This window comes from Bacillus sp. Root920 (genome assembly GCF_001429445.1).
Taxonomy (GTDB): domain Bacteria; phylum Bacillota; class Bacilli; order Bacillales; family Bacillaceae; genus Bacillus; species Bacillus safensis.
The window spans coordinates 2,031,386-2,050,264 of record NZ_LMJV01000001.1; the positions used below are offsets into that span (position 1 = coordinate 2,031,386).

General features: G+C 41.6%; 18 protein-coding genes. 2 read left to right on the forward strand and 16 right to left on the reverse strand.

Features of this window, described 5'->3' with window-relative positions:
• Positions 1-12: 12 nt before the first annotated feature.
• Positions 13-1,098 carry a choline esterase gene (locus ASE42_RS09965; RefSeq protein ID WP_235566698.1) on the reverse strand — a complete coding sequence of 362 codons (1,086 nt, stop codon included), beginning with the start codon at positions 1,096-1,098 and terminating at the stop codon, positions 13-15.
• Positions 1,099-1,355: 257 nt separating this feature from the next.
• Here ASE42_RS09965 and ASE42_RS09970 point away from each other — a divergent pair, with 257 nt between their 5' ends.
• Positions 1,356-2,123, forward strand: coding sequence for a pentapeptide repeat-containing protein (locus tag ASE42_RS09970; RefSeq protein ID WP_056766660.1), 768 nt, complete (start codon positions 1,356-1,358; stop codon positions 2,121-2,123).
• A gap of 23 nt (positions 2,124-2,146) precedes the next feature.
• Here the strand turns inward: ASE42_RS09970 and ASE42_RS09975 are convergent, their stop codons facing one another.
• The 4 genes from ASE42_RS09975 to ASE42_RS09990 form a co-directional block, all read right to left on the reverse strand.
• Entirely contained in the window at positions 2,147-2,569 is a 423-nt protein-coding gene (locus tag ASE42_RS09975) for a cytidine deaminase (protein ID WP_056766662.1), read from the reverse strand.
• A gap of 132 nt (positions 2,570-2,701) precedes the next feature.
• Positions 2,702-2,977, reverse strand: a complete 276-nt coding sequence (locus ASE42_RS09980; protein WP_056766664.1) for a DUF2651 family protein — start codon at positions 2,975-2,977, stop codon at positions 2,702-2,704.
• A 229-nt stretch (positions 2,978-3,206) separates the two neighbouring features.
• The gene (locus ASE42_RS09985) at positions 3,207-4,127 is read right to left on the reverse strand and encodes an alpha/beta hydrolase fold domain-containing protein (protein ID WP_056766666.1); all 921 of its coding nucleotides are present in this window, start codon (positions 4,125-4,127) and stop codon (positions 3,207-3,209) included.
• Between the two features lie 29 nt (positions 4,128-4,156).
• Entirely contained in the window at positions 4,157-4,549 is a 393-nt protein-coding gene (locus tag ASE42_RS09990; RefSeq protein ID WP_056766892.1) for a MerR family transcriptional regulator, read from the reverse strand.
• A 312-nt stretch (positions 4,550-4,861) separates the two neighbouring features.
• On the opposite strand from ASE42_RS09990, the gene ASE42_RS09995 reads away from it, so the two are divergent.
• Positions 4,862-5,170: a DUF4870 domain-containing protein gene (locus tag ASE42_RS09995; protein ID WP_025093214.1), complete on the forward strand. Its 309-nt coding sequence runs from the start codon at positions 4,862-4,864 to the stop codon at positions 5,168-5,170.
• A gap of 57 nt (positions 5,171-5,227) precedes the next feature.
• Here ASE42_RS09995 and ASE42_RS10000 read toward each other — a convergent pair whose 3' ends face one another.
• From ASE42_RS10000 to alsE, 11 genes are all read right to left on the reverse strand, one after another.
• On the reverse strand, positions 5,228-6,631 hold the full coding sequence (locus ASE42_RS10000; RefSeq protein ID WP_056766668.1) for a sensor histidine kinase: 1,404 nt from the start codon (positions 6,629-6,631) through the stop codon (positions 5,228-5,230).
• A gap of 2 nt (positions 6,632-6,633) precedes the next feature.
• A complete protein-coding gene (locus ASE42_RS10005) occupies positions 6,634-7,341 on the reverse strand; it encodes a response regulator transcription factor (RefSeq protein ID WP_056766670.1) in 708 nt (235 codons plus the stop codon).
• 140 nt (positions 7,342-7,481) lie between these two features.
• Positions 7,482-8,747 carry a glucuronoxylanase gene (locus ASE42_RS10010; protein WP_056766672.1) on the reverse strand — a complete coding sequence of 422 codons (1,266 nt, stop codon included), beginning with the start codon at positions 8,745-8,747 and terminating at the stop codon, positions 7,482-7,484.
• A gap of 35 nt (positions 8,748-8,782) precedes the next feature.
• Entirely contained in the window at positions 8,783-10,321 is a 1,539-nt protein-coding gene (locus tag ASE42_RS10015) for a glycoside hydrolase family 43 protein (RefSeq protein WP_056766675.1), read from the reverse strand.
• 223 nt (positions 10,322-10,544) lie between these two features.
• Positions 10,545-12,005, reverse strand: coding sequence for a CoA-acylating methylmalonate-semialdehyde dehydrogenase (locus ASE42_RS10020; protein ID WP_056766678.1), 1,461 nt, complete (start codon positions 12,003-12,005; stop codon positions 10,545-10,547).
• 313 nt (positions 12,006-12,318) lie between these two features.
• Positions 12,319-13,650: an alpha-glucosidase/alpha-galactosidase gene (locus ASE42_RS10025; protein WP_056766679.1), complete on the reverse strand. Its 1,332-nt coding sequence runs from the start codon at positions 13,648-13,650 to the stop codon at positions 12,319-12,321.
• Positions 13,651-13,681: 31 nt separating this feature from the next.
• A complete protein-coding gene (locus ASE42_RS10030) occupies positions 13,682-14,512 on the reverse strand; it encodes a carbohydrate ABC transporter permease (RefSeq protein ID WP_024425187.1) in 831 nt (276 codons plus the stop codon).
• The gene (locus ASE42_RS10035) at positions 14,512-15,444 is read right to left on the reverse strand and encodes a carbohydrate ABC transporter permease (RefSeq protein ID WP_056766894.1); all 933 of its coding nucleotides are present in this window, start codon (positions 15,442-15,444) and stop codon (positions 14,512-14,514) included. Before ASE42_RS10035 ends, ASE42_RS10030 begins: the two co-directional genes overlap by 1 nt.
• Before the next feature lie 31 nt (positions 15,445-15,475).
• On the reverse strand, positions 15,476-16,732 hold the full coding sequence (locus tag ASE42_RS10040) for an ABC transporter substrate-binding protein (RefSeq protein ID WP_056766681.1): 1,257 nt from the start codon (positions 16,730-16,732) through the stop codon (positions 15,476-15,478).
• A 218-nt stretch (positions 16,733-16,950) separates the two neighbouring features.
• Entirely contained in the window at positions 16,951-17,991 is a 1,041-nt protein-coding gene (locus ASE42_RS10045) for a LacI family DNA-binding transcriptional regulator (RefSeq protein ID WP_025093198.1), read from the reverse strand.
• Between the two features lie 185 nt (positions 17,992-18,176).
• Positions 18,177-18,869: a D-allulose 6-phosphate 3-epimerase gene (alsE, locus tag ASE42_RS10050; protein ID WP_024425190.1), complete on the reverse strand. Its 693-nt coding sequence runs from the start codon at positions 18,867-18,869 to the stop codon at positions 18,177-18,179.
• Positions 18,870-18,879 lie beyond the last annotated feature (10 nt).

The window sequence follows — 18,879 nt, forward strand, 5'->3', positions numbered from 1 at the left end:
TTTCATTTTAGATCACTTTCTGCTCGTTTTCTTAATTAAGTCCACGCCATCGTATGATAGACTTTCCACATGTACAGGCTTTTGCAGAATGTAATGATCAAAAAAGGTCCTCGTATAGTCTGTGACAAGATTCTGCATCTCCATCGCATCGCGTTCGCCTCTCAGTTCTTCGTTCACACCGGTAAACACGATGTCGCAATAATCTAAATGCGCAGCATGCTCAACAGAGAAATAATAGGTTTCCATGCTATTGTTTGCGCCAATGATCGCATTCATATGATAGTTAGGCTCGGAAAACAGCAGCAAAAAGGGTTTTTTCAGGTCGCTGTCAAGAAGACCGAATGCACCGCTATCGAGGCCAATTCCGCAGGTGAATCGGTCGTCACCCCGGCAAACAATCGCTGTCGTTGGCCCTCCGTAAGAATGTCCGATTATGCCCATGCCGGCGGCAAGCAGCAATTTGCCATTAAAGATGGAATTGAGTTCCCCGGATTCTAGTTTGTAAAGATAATCGGCTGCATACCTAACATCCTCTGCCTGTAATTCACTATATTTCGTTAACGGATGAAGTATTGGCAATGTAAGGACGTTACGGCATGTCTCAATGGCAGTTTCATCGTCAGGCCGCATCGTCATCTGACCAGCCAGCGCCATCATGTCTGGATCTTCAGAAAACGCCATAATGACATCTGAAAAATCCTTTGATACATTAAACAGACGCCCATCTTTACGCTTATACATCGTGCTGTTTTGATGACCGATACTGACGACAACGTACCCCATGCTTGCAAGGTCTGTACAGATCACAGTCCCCCATTCTTGAGAGCCGCCCCCGCCGCAAACATAAAATAACACTGGATAGCGTTCTTCTTTCCCGGAAAGAGCCAGGTCGTCGTAACAATGAGTTTGGATATCGATAGAGAAAAAATCCTTTTCCTTCATATACTCAGTGAAAAGCGGCTGGTCATGCAGCATTTCGTATACTTCAGGAAACATGTACGTTGATGGGGTCTTCCCTTCATTGTTATCAGACGGATAGTATACAAATGCGGTCAGTTCTCTTTTTGAGTGATCAGATGCCGTGTACTCAAAATCCATCTATGTGCGGCCGGCAGTATAGCCGCCGATTGGTTCTGGGAATGCGTCATACCTTTTCATTCTTTTGTTCCCCCTTATGATTTAAAGTGAGTGTGAAAGACACATTGCAAGATAAGCGCTTTCAAAATGATGACCGCTCTCTTTATGTTTCGAGCTTTATGATATAATAACTTGTCAATGCCAGCCGTTTAGTGAAACAGAAATGAACTTTTGGAAGGTATTCATCCTGGTAAAAGATTAAAAGATAGGTGATCACAATGAGAAGGCTTGAGTCTGGTATGTCAGTAGACAATGAAATATTTTCTGATATTGTCAGGTATGAACACGAAACGATAAGCGGAACGACGATCAACAACTCGAATGTTCATTCACCTATATTTTGGAGCTGTCAGCTGCGTCATCTTGTATTTAATACGTGTGATCTGACGAATGCGAGATTTTTTGCAGGTAGTACGATTGAGCATTGTACGTTTGTTCGTTCCGATTTGCGTTCTGTTGGAATTGCTAAAGGCGAGGCTGTTTTTACGAATTGTGAATTTTCCTCCTGTGATATGAGAGGAATGACATTGGAAAATGCTGCGTTTATCAACTGTACATTTTATAAATGCAGGTTTCATGACCGCATTTTACAAGCAGCGAATATCGTAAATTGTACCTTTACTGGTAAGTTGGTGGATATAACGTTTGAGGGAAATGGTAAACAAAAGCTGATTGCCAATTTTGAAAACTGCACCCTTGACGGTGTTTGCTTTACAGGCTGTGACCTGTCGCAATGTATTCCGCCAGCTTCTAAAAACCATCTATACGTTGAAAAGGTCTCCGCGCGTGTCAAATATGCATTGACGAAGATAAATGATGACCCTCATCTTTCTGACGAGGATCGGAAAGTACTGGTACGCAGCCTGCGCAAGCTTGAGCATATGGAACAATATATTTTTAATACGGCGCATATGGAGAAAATATATGGGGCTGTTTTTGTGAAGCAATTTTTCAGTTATTTAGAATACAACAAAGAGGACGCTTGATGCTGCTAAGTCTAGGCTGTATATCAACTTCTAGTATATTTGAGTGGAATCAGTTCCCCGATTTTCACTTTGACTAGTTCGCCATCTATTTCTAAGATGACAAAACATTCTGGTCCGAAATCTGAAATGAGCTCTCTACAGATGCCGCAAGGGCTTACGACCCTCAATCTTCTATCCTCTTCATCTGAATATGGATGTCGAACGGCAACAACTGTATCAAAATCTTTATATCCATTCGATAAAGCACTGCCAATTGCAATGGCTTCTGCACAAACCGTTACCCGTCCGATATAGGCTTCTATATGGACAGCCGAGATCATTTCTCCTGTTTTCATGCGGATAGCGGCTCCTACATGATGTTTATCATCTTCATAAAGGCTCGTAATCTTCTTTTTTGCTTCGTCTATTAACTCTATATCTTTTGGAGTAAGATCAAATGTGTGCATTGTGTCCCCCTTCACCCTTCTATGCCGTTTTGAATATGTTGATCTATTATACCAAACATCAGATAATGAGCGGTTCTTGAAGATGAATTGAGTGGAAACAAAAAAAGCTTATGTTTGCGAACATCAGCTTTTTTATGATGCTCTTTTATAGCGAGCATACATATATCGAATGATTTTTGTGATGACAGAGGTACACATGCATAAAAAGGTCATCGTCACTACCCAATACATATTTGAAATATCAAACCCAGTATAGGCAAATATGAAAATAGTGGAGACTGCAAATGTGATGATGAGAACGATGTAAACGCGCTTAAAGATGCAGTAGCCAACAATCCCCCATATCAAAGATAACAAAGGCAGTGTAAATAAGATCAGCGCCATGGGGTGAAGAAAGAAAACACTCATCATGTCACTCTCCTTTATGAACTGATGATGAACCGAATATGTATCATATTAATAGGAAATTCATATGTTGTAAACAAAAATTGGAATTTAAGGAATATTTAATCTGAGGTGAATTGACATTCTGAATGTATCTCATGTTGAATGGAAAAAGACTGCTTTCAGTAAGCAGTCCATTTTGCTAAGCTTTCAAATATTCAAGCTGGAGCATATTGATATGTGAAAAGAGAATCTAACTATTTATCACCTGAATGATTTTTTCCTGAGCGTCTTGTGCCTCAGGGATTGGCATGACGACAAATACATGCAGCATTTCTGGATAAACAAAGGTTTTCATGTCAATTCCTTGTTCTGTTAGCTTTTCATCAAGCTTTATTGCATCTGGATATAAAATGTCGTGTGTTCCAATAAAATGAGTGATCTTCGCAAGACCGTTAAAGTCACCGTGAATTGGACTGATTAATGGGTCAGTTATCCCTTTATCTGCTGCCCAAATTTTTGTAATGACATCTATTCCTTCAGGGGCTAAAATGGGATCTTTAAGGGCATATTCAGATATAAGAGGATTGCTTAAACTCATATCAACACATGCAGATAATAAAATGATATCCTTTGGCTGCGGCAGACCTTCCATCTTTAAGAGGTGCGCAAGGCCAAGAGAGATATTTCCGCCCGCTGAATCTCCCATAATCGTTAATTGATTGGTACTCTCAACCGTTTTCAGTATTTCTTTATATAGATTTAAGATTTTCGGATAGGTATCTTGGTAGCTGTAATGAGGTAATTTAGGATAAATAGGTGCTATCACTTTGGCGTTAAGGGACCTAGCCATTTTATCCATGTACCACCAATGGAAATTGAGAGGCTGGTTTACCCAGGCACCACCATGTATATATAAAATCACCTTTTGTTTTTGCGACTTTTGGTCATTCAATGTGAAAACCTGCATTCCTTCGAAAGCCTGCTCCTTTATCTCACTTTTTAATTTCACATCGTCTCCGATTACATAAGGCTTTATATTTTCTATTTGAGACAGAAAGTTTTTGGTTTTTTCGACACTAGCAAAACTCTCTTTATTACTTTGGGACGTGAATAATTTTTCAAATTGAATACTTTCTTCAGAACGTTCTCCATTAAAAATGTCGATACTCATTTTGTTTTCTCTCCTTTAAGCAGATATGTTTATTCGTCATCCTGATTCATCACACGAAATGATTTGAGATACACTTGTACTTCTTTCTCAGGAGTCTTTAATAAGTTAGATAGAAGGTCTTGAATGAGACGAAGACTGTTAATTTTCTTTTCAATTTCTTCATGTTTTTGATGTACAATTCTTTTTAAAGTATCAAGTTCTATGTCTTGACTCAGCATTTCCAATATTTCTTTTATTTCCTTTAGGGAATAACCCAATGATTTGGCATCTTTGATCAATTGAATTTTCACAATGTAATCTTCTGTGTATCGTCTATAACCGTTCGAACGGCGTCTTGGGACAGGTAAAATGTTGTGTTCTTCATAGTAACGAATTGCGGCAGGACTTATTCCTGTTTGTTTGGCAAGTTCTCCTCTAGTCATCAACTCCGTCGTTACTCCTTTTTCGTGATTTTGTCTTTCTATATTTACATTATAAAGGTTGAACTATACTTCAAGGTCAAGATATGTTTTCGTGAAAAAAAACACCATCACATGCAGCCGGTTAAAGGCTCTGAGATGGTGTTTTAAATCATTCAATTTGTTTTTATAGGTTTTCTCCATTTGATGCGATTACATTTTTGTACCAGAAGAATGAGTTTTTTAAGGTTGCTGTAAGGTTCGGATTAATACAGGTTAAGGTTGAGGTAGTACAATGTGTTTGTAGTAGTTAATAAATCATAGAGGTGAAACGTTTTGAGAGAAAATAAAGTCTTGTCATCATTATGTTACTTCAGTATCTTTTTCGCACCATTTTTGTTCCCAATTATCGTCTATTTCTTAGGTCAGGACGAAGTGAAATATCATGCGAAAAAATCATTATGGACGCATGTCATACCTTATTTGATTTTTGGTATTGGCATCCTTGGTTCAGGTTTACTTGGTATGAAAGATATCAGCCATGCGGGGCCTTTCTTAATTGCGACATATGCAGTGACATTCCTTGTTGCCATCTACTTCTTCATTTGGAACATTGTCAAAGGCATCAAAGTGTTTTCAGAATAAATAATAGGTGAAAAAAACGGTTATGTTGTTGATCAGAACCGTTTTTTTTGTATGTTTTCATGCTGGTAGTTGGATATCAATTGTTGTTCCTTTCCCTACGCTGCTGCGGATTGTGATATCCCCGCCGTGCTTGACGATAATATCCTTTGCAATCGCCATCCCAAGACCAGAGCCTGCATGCGAAACTCCTGTATTCGTCCCTCTGTAATAGCGGTCAAACACTTTTTCCAGCTCTGCCTCTTCTATTCCTTTGCCGTTGTCTTTAATCGTGATATGGGTTTTTTCTTTTTGTTCAAGCTGTACAATGATCGTCACATCAGGATCGTTGTGAACGAGGGCATTTAAAATAAGATTGGTAACTGCTCTTCGAATGAGGATTTTATCAATATTCAGCATAAGCTTGTCTTCATTTGTTTGAAGCTCAATCGTCTGATCCGCATATCTTGAATCGTTTAAAATATCAATTAACGTTTCCCGCAGCAGTGACACAATGTTGACCAGCTCTTTATTTAGCATGACGCCGTTATTTTTCAGCCTTGTCGTTAAATTCAGATCCTCCATGACATCTTTGATGTAAAGTGATTTATTCTCAATGATGTCCGCGTAATGTCTGATGTCTTGCTTTGAAAGAGGATACTTTGGATCTTTGATGATTTCTGCATAGCCTTGAATAGAAGCTAGCGGCGTTTTAATATCATGAGAAATATGGGTGATCCATTCTTCCCGCATTTGCTCTAATTTGTCTTTTTCTTTTTTGCTTGAAGCGAGCTGCTCTGATAAGTGATTGACATTATAAAAGACATCTTTATAAATTCCTTTAGCGGGCAGATTTGTCGTGTAATCTCCGTTTGCCAGCTGCTGGATGCCATGAATGGCACGACCGAGCGGTTTTGTGAGCTGCCGGCTGAAAAAGTAACCAATGAGTAACGCAATGATGGCATCGATTGATAATAAAATCATCGTCCCGATATTGAATTTTGTCACTAAGTCTTTCGTGTCGAACGAGAATTGGTATTTTCCAATAGAAGGGTCTTTAAATCCGATAAAGTAGCTATATTCTTTGCCTTTTACTTTTTTTCCGCCAGCAAAAATGGTCGAAAATAATTGCTTATCCTTATATTTATGTAAGTTCACGATTTCTATTGGTGTATATTTGTTCTTTAATCCTTTAGGTGCCTGCGCATGATACACGTCTTGTCCATTTTCGTCTAAAATTTGAATCCATGCATTCTGTTGTTTTAAGGCTTGCTGCCCTTCTTTGTTTACGGTCATTCCTTGATCAGAAAAAGAGACGTATTGTTCAAATGATCTTGTGAAGGTTTCGGGCGTATTTTCCTCGTTATACTGGCTGTTTGCCTGAAGTACGAGCCAAATCATAAATACGAATAAGTTGATAAAGACCGTGATTATGGTCACGATAATGACAGAGACCATATATCTGCCTGTTAATCGCCATTTCATCCTTACGCATCCTTTACAACAAATTTATAGCCAAGCCCTTTGACTGTGATGAGAAACTCTGGTGTTGAAGGGGAATTCTCTATTTTTTCCCGGAGTCTTCGTATATGAACCATTACCGTATTGTCAGAACCGAAAAAGTCTTCTCCCCAAACAGTTTGATAAAGCGTTTCTTTACTGATGACACGGTTCGGGTGCTGCAGGAAATAAGTCATAAGCAAAAGCTCTTTCGGTGTGAGCTCAATGACCGCGCCATTTTTAGTCAGTTCTGCTTGCTGCTCGTTTAACTCAAACGGCCCTTTTTTGATCACGGCATCGGCTTGAGTTGCCTGCCAGTATGAGACCCGTCTCAGCTGCGCTTTCACCCTGTAGGCGACTTCCTTTGGGCTGAACGGTTTTGTAATGTAGTCGTCCCCGCCGATGGCAAGTCCTACAATTTTGTCTGATTCCTCTCCCTTTGCTGATAAAAAAATAATCGGAACATGGGAGGTCTCTCTGATTTGTTTGCAAATATCATAGCCTTCACCGTCTGGCAGCATAATATCAAGTATGACAAGATCGGGTTGTTCTTGATGGAATTTTGCCAAACCATCACGGGCAGTTGAAGCTGTTATGACGCGATCAATGCCTTCTCTTGTTAATACTGTGTTGATTAATTCTAAAATTTCTTTTTCGTCATCGATGATTAATACTTTGCTTTGTAGCTTTGGCATACATTGATCACTCTCCTGAAGTCATTGTCATTATTATACCCAATGTGCGTACATAGTGATAAAATCAACTTCCTATTTGCATAAAAAAAGCCAATTTTCTCATTTCAAAAGAAAATTGGCTTTTCGTGATTCAATTCATTCTAGCGTTTGACTACAAATGTGGTCACACTTTGAGCTGGGAGATGGGCCCAAAATTGATTACCTGATATATTTAAGTCTGTACCAGGTTGAAGGTTGCTGTTGCTGCTTGTAATCCATCTTGACGCTTGCGAAGCAGTTCCATTTTGCATCACAAAGTGTTGATTGACTCCTGTATTGTTTTTGTTAATCGCGACAATGACAACCTGATTGTTTCCTTTATAGGCAGATACGAAAACATTTGGTTCAGGACTTTTCGTTGCATCAATTCTGATGTATCCTGGGCGTACAAATTTGGAGAAATGCGCCATGTTGTAACCGCGTTTACTGATCATTCCGTCTTCCTTCATAGGACCGTAGGATCTGCGGATGTACCACCAAACATATGCCTGAAAGTCCCCTTCTACCATCGAATGGTGAATATGCTCTGAAACCCCTAATGCCTCAGGCCAGCGGTCGGCTGAATTGTTATCGCTATTCGGGTAGTAGACCTCTGTCATCCAAAGCTCCTTTCCCCCTCCTTTTTGTTTGAACAGAGGATATGGAAGCTGGCTGATTTGGGTTCCGTACAAATGGGCTCCGAGAATGTCCATATTTCCAAGCGCCTGCGGATCGTTTAAGATAGGATCTGATATATTTTTAAGGTATTGAAAGGATTCTGGCGCAATCACGCGGGCATTAATGGAGCCGGCATTTTCTCTCATGAAACGCAGGATTTCTTGAGGAGTCCACCATGTCCATTCATGTGCATAATCGGGCTCGTTTTGTACTGATATCGCATAGAGGTTGACGCCATTATTTTTCATATACGTTACAAAATCGTTCAGATGCTGAGCATATGCGGCGTATTGATTGTATCTCAGCCGCTTTGCAGTTGTACCATTACGGTTGAAGGTCTCCACCATTTGGCTTGGAGGATTCCAAGGTGAAGCGATTACTAAAGCTCCATGATCTATGGCTCTTTTGGCAGTGGCGACCTCTCTGTGCCAATTATTTCTGTTCTCATCTACATAAATTCTTAGAATGGAAAATCCTAACTGATTCTGCCCATTTCCAAAGGCAGTTTCTCTTTGAGGTGCGGTCAAATCACCAATCCAAGCCGGGTGGTTCATTCCGCCAAATCCGCGAATCACTTGTCTTTCTGCATTGATATTAATATTGGCATCTGCTGCTGAAACTTCAGTCACGAAAGGTCCGATGAACATGACAGACAGCATGGTGAAGCAGACCAATAAAGTGCAGATTGGTTTTTTGATCATTGACATCAAATTTTTCCACTCTCCTATCATTTTGTCATCCTTTGTTATTGAGTAAACCGCCAGGAATCAAATTGAAATAGGTTTGCACCCGTTCCTTTAAAGACAAAAAATACGTTGTGTACGCCAGCTGCTCCGTTTACAGTTGTTTCTACTTCTCGCCAGTTGTTCGTTCCGCCTGTGGAAGGGACATTTAGTGTTCCGACGAGTCTGCCGTCAGGGCTTCCGAGGCGTACTTCTATTTTCCCGCCTGCATTTGATGCTACATTCGCTTTAAATGTTCTTGCGCCGTTTGATCCGAAATCGACGTTACTGGCAGCCACCCAATCTCCGTTTTGAATGTTTGTGACATGCTGGTTATTGACCGGTCCGCCTGGGGCTGAGGAGGCCTCTGTTAAGATGCGTCCATTCCAAGCAAATGTTTCAGCTTCTACCCGCTGATATGGATTCAGATTGGATAGCTGTTTGACGCCTTCATAATTGGCTGCAACCTCTCGAAGGGAGCCGTCAGCATTATGCACAAGCTTATTAATGTGCGGAGATCTGTAGCCTTTTCCTGCTCCATATAAGGCAGAGCTGACCGTTTGGGTATGATACACGACATACCACTCGTTTTTAAAATTGAACACAGCATGATGGTTGTTACCGCCTCCCCCGAAAAATGCACCCGGATTTTTCAGGAAGTGCCCTTTATACGTAAAGTTACCCATAGGACTTGAGCTCGTCATATAACCGATCTCACCAGGTGGTTTATCTGCTGGGTGGGAGCCGCCAAAGTTGATGCAATAGGAATAGTAATAGGTTCCGTTATACTTATGCATCCCAGAGTCTTCAAACATAAAAGGAGCATCAATGGTCGAGGCGCTGCCCACAACACTTGTCATATCAGGCCCTAGTTTTAGCACTCTTGCTGTTTTAGGATTGGCCCATTGTCCCTGCGTTGGATTAGAACCGCCTGGAACGCCTCCACCGGCATATAAATAACCAGTGCCGTCATCATCTACAAAAACGGCTGGATCAAACAGCCATACAACACCGGACATTCCAGGTGTATTTGGTGTGACGAGCGCTTTTCCGATAGGATCTGTCCATGGACCGATTGGGGAGTCTGCTGTCAGAACACCAATCCCTCCGCCGCTGTTCGCGAAATAAAGGAAAAATTTATCCTTCCCATTGATCTTTTTCACCGCCGCTGATGGAGCCCATGAAGCACCTGCCCATTTAGCAATCCCTCTGCCGCCATTTGCCCCATTTGCTCCGGCTACTGGAATCGCGCCATGATCTGTCCAGTTCACCATATCTGCTGAAGAGATGACGAAAACCCTATTCAAATTGGCAAAAGAATTATCCTTAATCGTTCCGTTGCTGTGATATTCATAGTCATCACTCGACATATAAATGTACACTCTTCCGTTATAGGTGAGCGCAAACGGATCAGCGCCCAAGTGGTGGTCTATGAGCGGGTTTGCATTTCCTACACGTTTAGCAATTGTTGTGCTTGCCGCACTCGCATCATATACGGGTAAAAAGCTCAGTACCAAAGCAAAAATCAATAAACCAACGCCGCACTTCATCCTCGTCCTCATCGTTTCATTTCCTCCTGTTTTCATCTTCCTAATATTGGGGTTTAGGCCCAATTTCAAAATATGTTGATAGGTACTGATGAAGAATGAATAGAAAGAATGATTTCTAGTGCAAATCCTTGATGGAATCAAGATGAAAACCCTTACTTTTTGACTAGGAGACAACAAAAAATGCAGTCTCCCATGCTGGGGCTGCATTTTTTCTTCATGATTCATTGCATGTAGCTTACATATAACGAGCGGTGACCATTTTCTTTCTTGTGTAAAATTCTACTCCGTCAGTACCATTGGCATGCAAGTCTCCGTAGAAAGAATCCTTCCAGCCGGAAAACGGGAAGAATGCCATTGGTGCGGGTACACCGATGTTTACGCCGAGCATGCCCGCTTCGATGTTTTCGCGAAATTCTCTTATGCTTGATGCACTGTCCGTATACAGGCAGGCACCGTTCGCAAATTTTGATTGATTGGACAGGTCGATTGCTTCTGCTAATGAAGAAACACGGACAATTGATAAGACTGGGGCGAAAATCTCGTCCTCCCAAATTTTCATTTGATTTGTGACATGATCAAAGATTGTCGGTCCGACGAAATACCCTTCTCCATTTGTTTGATCATCTTGCCGGCCATCACGAATGAGGCTTGCTCCTTCTTCAATCCCTGACTGGATGTATTGAAGCGTTCGTTCTTTATGTTCCTTTCGAATGACTGGACCAAGAAAGACGTCTTCATTAATCCCGTTTCCAATGACGAGCTCGTTTGATTCATCAACTAATTTTTGAATCAACTCATCCGCCACTTCTTCTTCCACTGCGACAACGGCTGCGGCCATGCAGCGCTCTCCTGCTGATCCGAAGGCAGCCCCGATGATTTGTTTGGTTGCCGCGTCTAAATCCGCATCTTTGAGGACAATAGAGTGATTCTTTGCCCCTGCAAGTGCTTGTACACGTTTGCCATGCTCTGTTCCTTTTTTATAGACATATTCTGCGACTGGCTGAGAGCCGACAAACGATATGGCTTTGACCTTTTGATGTTCAAGCAGGCCGTTGACGACATCGTGCGCTCCATTGACAATGTTGAGAACACCTTTTGGAAGACCTGCTTCTTCAAACAGCTCTGCTAACCGTGCTGCAAGAATAGGTGTTCGTTCTGAAGGTTTTAAAACAAACGTATTTCCGCAGGCAATGGCAAGCGGGAACATCCAGCATGGAACCATCATTGGAAAGTTAAATGGCGTAATGCCGCCGATGACGCCAATTGGATAACGGTACATGCCAGACTCTAGCCCGGTTGCAATATCAGGCAATTGTTTTCCCATCATTAAAGTTGGGGCGCCGGCTGCGAATTCGACGCATTCAATGCCTCGCTGTACTTCTCCTTTTGCCTCAGTTACACTTTTTCCGTTTTCAATCGTGACAAGTTCAGCCAGCTCATCCCAGTTCTCAACGAGTAACTGCTGGTATTTAAATAAAATGCGTGCACGTCTGGGAACAGCAGTTTTAGACCAAGTAGTAAACGCTTCCTGTGCTGCTTGTACCGCACGTTCAACATCTGTTTTTGTTGAAAGCGGCACTTCCGCGATGATTTCGCCAGTGGCTGGGTTATACACTGCTTCTGTTTGACTTGTTTCTGCTTCAATCCATTGTCCGCCGATATAATTTTTCAACGTTTGTACATCTGTTTTGGTCATGTTCCCTCTCTCCTCTTTGTTAAAGAATGTCTTGTTAAAGGATGTGTATGTATCGTCATTGTCTCATCTAACGGGCATTCATCTGTATACACTCTTTGTCAAATCAAACGGCAGTTTTGGTTTACGTTGTGATAAACTGGTTTGTTTGTGACATATGACACTAGAATGCCAAAAATTCATGGTGTTTTTTTGGTTAACTGTTGATTAACTTTAGAAAAATCATAATATTAAAATGGCCCTCAGTCAATCCTCTTTTTGCTTCATAACAAAAACCTGATGCGCGGTGCATCAGGTAGAGACTGGTTCATTTCTGTTATTTGGTTGATGCGGCATATTGATTTGGTTCTATATAATTTGGCAGCATCTCTCCATGTGCTTCAATGAGTTCATCACATAATTTAATGGTGTCATCAATTGATAATTCAGCGCTTGTGTGTGGATCCAGTAGAGCTGCTTGATAAATGTGTTCTTTTTTACCGCTGATCGCTGCTTCAATCGTCATCAGCTGTGAGCTGATATTCGTTCGGTTGAGTCCTGCCAATTGTTCAGGTATTTCTCCGACATAGCATGGCATGATGCCGCTTCGATCTGCCACACACGGTACTTCTACACAAGCTTTTTCAGGCAGGTTGTCAATGAGCCCGCCAGTGTTCAGAACATTTCCACCAAATTTAAAGGGAACGTTCGTTTCGATCGCTTCAATGATCCGGGAACCATATTCTTTTGAGCGGGTATGTGTGATCTGTGTGTTTCCCACAAGGTCATGCTTCATTGTATTCCAATTGTTGATTTGTTCCTCGCAGCGTCGCGGATATTCATCGAGCGGAATGTTAAACTGACCGATTAGTTCAGGGTACCGTGATTTGATGAAATATGGATGGTATTCGGCATTGTGCTCTGAGGATTCTGTGACATAGTAGCCGAATTTATCCATCAGTTCAAAACGAACCATATCATGATGCCGCGATTGCTGCTTTTCTTTTGCTCGTCTTTTGATTTCTGGATACAAGTCTTTTCCGTCCCGTTTTACTTCTAATAACCATGCCATATGGTTAATGCCGGCGATTTTTTCTTCAATGCCTTCATGTTCCATTTCAAGAGATTCAAATAGGTCCTTTGTACACACCTGCACACTATGACAGAGACCAACCGTTTGAATCTGTGTATAGCGAAGCATCGCACCTGTCAGTGTGGCCATTGGATTCGTGTAATTTAACAATAAAGCATTTGGACAAACCTCTTCCATATCCTTTGCAAAGTCTAGCATGACAGGAATCGTCCGAAGGGAGCGAAAGATGCCGCCGATCCCTACCGTATCCGCAATCGTTTGTCTTAATCCGTATTTTTTAGGTATTTCAAAATCAATGACAGTACTTGGTCGATAGCCTCCAACTTGGATGGCATTGATGACATATTTTGCATCCTTTAAGGCTTCTTTGCGGTTGTGATAGGACTGGATGGTCACGTTTGCACCGTAATTTGCTTTTAAATGCGACAGCATTGTTTCTGATTCTTTCAGCCGGTTGTGGTCGATATCATATAATGCGAATTCAAACCCTGCAAGGGCGGGAGCAAACAGACAATCTCCTAATATATTTTTAGCAAACACGGTACTCCCTGCACCGATAAATGTAATTTTAGACATAGACGACTCTCCTTTTTACATCCATATTGGGCTAGCCTTTGACAGAGCCTTGTGAAAGCCCTGCGATAAAATATTTTTGCAAAAGTAAAAACATCGTGACCATTGGCAGCATCGCAATGAGTGCAGCTGCCCCAACGAGCTGAAGCTGATGCTGATTTTGACCAAAAAAATGGGATAAGGCGACTGTGAGTGTATGCATCTCTTTATCTTGCAAAAAGAAGATAGCAAATTGATAGTCGTTCCAAATATACACGCAGGCAATGATTAATACAGAAGCGGTAATGGGCTTCAGAAGCGGAAAAACGACTGTGAAAAAAACTCTGAGTGTCCCTGCTCCATCAATACGGGCAGCTTCTTCAAGCTCCTTTGGAATTGTCGACCGGATAAAGCCTGCGTATAAGAAAATTGTCAGCGGCAAAAAAGCAGCCACATTATTTAAAATAGCAATTTGATAGGTATTCATCATCCCGATTTGAACGACCATTTTATAGAGCGGGACAAGGGCTGTAAGCGGTGGAATGACCATAATGGCAATAAATAAAACATAGACTGCTTTATTCAGCTTTGTGTTCCTTCTTGCAAGCGGATAGGCTGCAAGAGATCCAAAGATAATGAGCAATACAGCGGAACTGAACGTAATGATCACTGTATTCAAAAAGGACTGGCCAAGCTGAGCCTCTGTCCATGCTGTGCGGAAGTTTTCAAGATGCAGTGCTTTCGGAAACAGCCATTTTGAACTGAAATCTCCTATCCCCTTTAATGATGTTGTCACCAAAATATAAAATGGAATGAGGTGCAGCAATGTGATCAATAGTGCGAGGACGGAGTACCATCTTTTCTTGCGTTTATAGGCGTTATCCATCACACCTCGGTCTCCTTTCGTTTGAAATAAATCAGCGCTGCGACACTAATGACAAGGATGATGACCGCCATGAACACCCCTTGCGTCGCTGCATAGCCTGCATCCTGACGTTTGAAATACAGATCATACATAAAGGTCGACATGGATTGCGAGGAATCTCCAGGTCCGCCGCCCGTGAGTGCCACAATGACATCAAAGAGCTTGAGCCCGCCAATGACATTCAGCACAACATTAATGGTGATCGACGGCATAAGCAGTGGCAATGTAATCCGCCTGAATTGCTGGAGGCTCGATGCGCCGTCTAATTGCGCCGCTTCATAATAATCCTTAGGAATACTTTGAAGTCCTGCTAGATAAATGATCATTGCAATCCCCACAAATTGATATGTGTTGACAAGCACAATGATCCATGTGTTTAATTCCGCATTGCCGAGCGCATTTATGTGATCGAATCCAAAAAGCGTCACCACATCATTTAAGGCACCGCCTTGGTAAGCAAACACAAAATACCAAATATAGCCCATCGCAATCGGGCTGATCATGACAGGTAAATAGATGACCGTTCTTGTGATGGCTTTCATCTTTAAGCTTTGATTTAATAAAAGAGCATATCCAAGTCCGATGATATTTTGCAAGATGGTGCTCCCAATTCCATAGAGAAGCGTGTTTTTGACAACAAGCCATGTCGCTTGATCCTGAAGCAGTCTTTGATATTGCTCAAGACCAATCCATTGATAAGTTTGTGAGAAACCGTTCCAATTCGTAAAAGAAAGCTGAATGCCGTTCAAAAAAGGATAAATGATAAAGGTACTGACGACGAGAACAGCTGGCATGTACATCCACCAAAGTGAGGAATTCTGTTGTTTTTGCATCTTTTCTTTTGGTAAAGAGGTGAATGCGGCTGGCTGCTTTGCTTTTGTGATGTCATTCATTGGCTTCACTCCTGTTTTCAGCATCCATCAGCTATTGTTTTTTCAAACGCTTATATTCCTCTTCCATTTTCTTTGATAACTGTTCTGGTGTGATCGAGCCTGCTAATAATTCTTGACCGGTTGTTGCCATGACCGCCCACATTCCGCTTGGTAAGTATTTTCGATCGAAATACGGTTCAATCTTTACCTGTTCGTATTGATCGTAAAATGTAGAGTAATAGTTTTTCGCTTTCACTTGTTTTAGAGCTGTTTCAGAGGATGTGCCCTCTGCGATTTTTTTTGCGTTTTCAGGTTTTGCTAAAAAATCGATGAATTGTTTTGCTTCTTTTAGATGCTTAGAGCCTTTCCAAGCAGCAACAGTAAAACGTTCTCCGCCAATCCAGCTTTGTTCATCTGCTTTATGAATGGCTGGAACAGGCATCGTGCCTACTTTGATCGATGAATTCAGCTCTGTTGCTTCAGGTCCTAAGGATCCTCCGACAAAGGTGAAAGCGATTTTGTTTTGCGCCATGAGTTCAGGCGCTTGAGATAGTTTCGCTGTCAGGACATCCTTGTTTAAAAGGTCTTGATCCTTCAGATCTTTCATGAATTGTGCAAGCGGGGTATAGAGAGACCAATCAAATGATCCGTTTTCAAGTTCCTTTCCGTATTGATGCTTTTGATCGGTGATTAATAAAGGCGTCGCCAGCTCATCAAAGACTTGGGCAATATTTGAGTTATCTCCTCCTGGTATCCAGAGCGGCACAACATCTCCTTTACTCTTTTCTTTCACTGTCAGCAAAGCAGATTTTAATTCATCAAGTGTTCTAGGCACTTCTATGCCATATTCCTTTAATAGATTGGCATTAAAGCTAAGCCCGTCTTTTGCTTGATTCAGCGGATAAGCGTACACTTTCCCATCTTGGTCTTTTAAAATCTGGTCGAGTGAAGGATCAAGCTGTTTGACCCAATCCATCTCTTTTAAATCAGCCACATACTCGCTATAGCGCAGTTTGGCCCAGCCATGTGTATCAAACAGGTCTGGCATATCGTTTGCTCCCATTTTGACGCGGATCATATCTTCATAGCTGTTGCCTGGGAAATTAGCATCGATTCGAATCTGCTCATGCTCCTTCTCAAACTCGCGAATGACTTCTTCAAACGCTTTTCTTTCCCCGCTGTTGCTCATTGTTGAAAATAGCGTCAAGGTGACCTTTCCATTTGCTTCAGATGAGCTGTTATTACCGCAAGCAGACAAAATCATGGTCAAGAACATGGCAGCAGTCAGCAGCATGATTTTTTTATTCATGGTTTCCTCCTTTTAATCACTGAAAATTCAGACGATAATTGGTAGAATTCATGCAGTTGCGGAAACAAAGGAAGTCCATTATACTGGAATTCTATTCTTTTCTAAGAGATAAGAGAGCATACCGGCAGGCTGCATTGTTCTTAGCATGATCTGGCCATCATGCTAAGCAGCTTGCTTTCTGCTTTTTTGTCTCTTTTTTGTTTGCTGAAATCTATGGTTCACCCCCTTTCATGGATGAGACATGTACTGCCTCGCTCGATGAGTGTTGTTGGCACGACGACTTTTAGAGGAAGTTTTCTTCCGTTTATTCTCTCAAGCAAAAGTTTCAGACCGACTTCCCCCATTTCTTCTGTATATACTTTGACGGTCGTAAGCGGCGGACTTGAAAATGACGCGGCTTCAATGTCATTAAACCCAACAATGGATACATCTGAAGGTACGTGTAGACCGGCTTCATGCAGAGCGCGCATTGCGCCGATTGCCATAGAGTCACTTCCAATGAAAAAGGCTTGCGGCAGTTTTCCCTTTTTGATCGCTTGCTGCATAAGCGTATAACCTTCTTGCATGGAGTATTCACCAATGTGGATGTCTTCCATATGAAGAGCGCCCGCCTCCTGCATTCTTTTCATAAACGTCGTTTGTCTTTCGTCCTCAATCACAGCATTACCTTCAAAATAATGCTCCCGCTCTTTCCCGCCAATATAGCCTAGATGTGTATAGCCGAGAGATTGCAGATGACGAATGGCGCGATCTGCCGCTCTGACAAAATCCACATGTACACAATCATACAAATCTTCATCCGCATAATGATTGATAAAAACAATGTGTTCCATTCGATTTGTCATTTTTTCAACCGTATCCGGGCTGATTCGTCCAATGACGATCAAGCCGTCAATATCTTTTAGCATCGCCCCTTTATCCATGCTTCTTAGGCGAAAGGTATGGAGAGTGGACAAGCCTTGTTTGGCATATTCTTTTTCAATTCCTTTTCGAATCGATGAAAAAAAGGGATCATTTAATTCTTCGTCAATGGATTGAGCGACAACGACACCGATGACTGGGGATTCAGATGGGCTTTTTTCTTCTGCTTGATCTGCTTTTCTTGCTCTCACTGGGGTATAGTTTAACTTCTTAGCAATGTCGAGGATGTTTTGTCTCGTTGCGTGTGAAACGGCAAGCGTTTGATCGCCATTTAACACACGGGATACAGTGGAAACGGACACTTTTGCATCATGAGCAATATCTTTGAGTGTGGTCATAGGCAAACTCCTCATCGTTATTTGACTAAATATTTACTAAAGATATTTGAAGGATAACACATAAATAAAGCGCTTTCAATTATGAATTTTTGATTTTTATTTTGTTTTTGGGTAAGTTTTGGTGAATAAATTGTGTTTTAGTAAAATTTGCGTCAAAAAGAGGATGGTTTTCATCCTCTCTTTTACTAACGTGATTCGATTGAGGCTGTTTCTTTTGCAAATATTTGCTTCATTCTTTCCCAAGCAGTGTCGAGTTCTTTATGAAGTCCAAATAAACCTGAGGTGCCGATGATGTAAATTTCATTTCCAGCCTCAGCAAGCAGCCGGAACGTGCTCTCATTACAAGAGCCGTCTACTTCAATTGAAAACGAGTATCCTCCGTGTTTTTTGATATCTCTCACCTGTTTAATTTTTTGAAGCATTTCTTTAATAAAAGGCTGCCCGGCAAAGCCTGGATCGATTGTCATGATCGTCACTCTGTCTATTAAATGAATAAAGGAATCTAATGCTGCAACTGGTGTGGCGGGATTTAGAACAAAGCCAACATCACATTTTCTTTGGTGAATATGCCGGATGATTCGAAAGGCATCTTTTTGCACGACTTCTGGGTGTAAACAAATCATCGTTGCGCCTGCATCAATACATGCATCGATTAAAAATTCCTGCGGATGTTCGGCCATTAGATGAACATCAATCGGTAAATTTGTCAGTTTCCGAAGCTGTTCAATGAAAAAGGGTGATAACGTCATATTCTTCACATAATGCCCATCCATCACGTCGACATGGTACCGGTCTGCTCTCGTGTTGAGAAGATGAATTTGTTCACGGAAGTGCGTTAGATCCATGCACATCAATGAAGGTGAAAAAACGGCTGTCATTCTCAGGCGC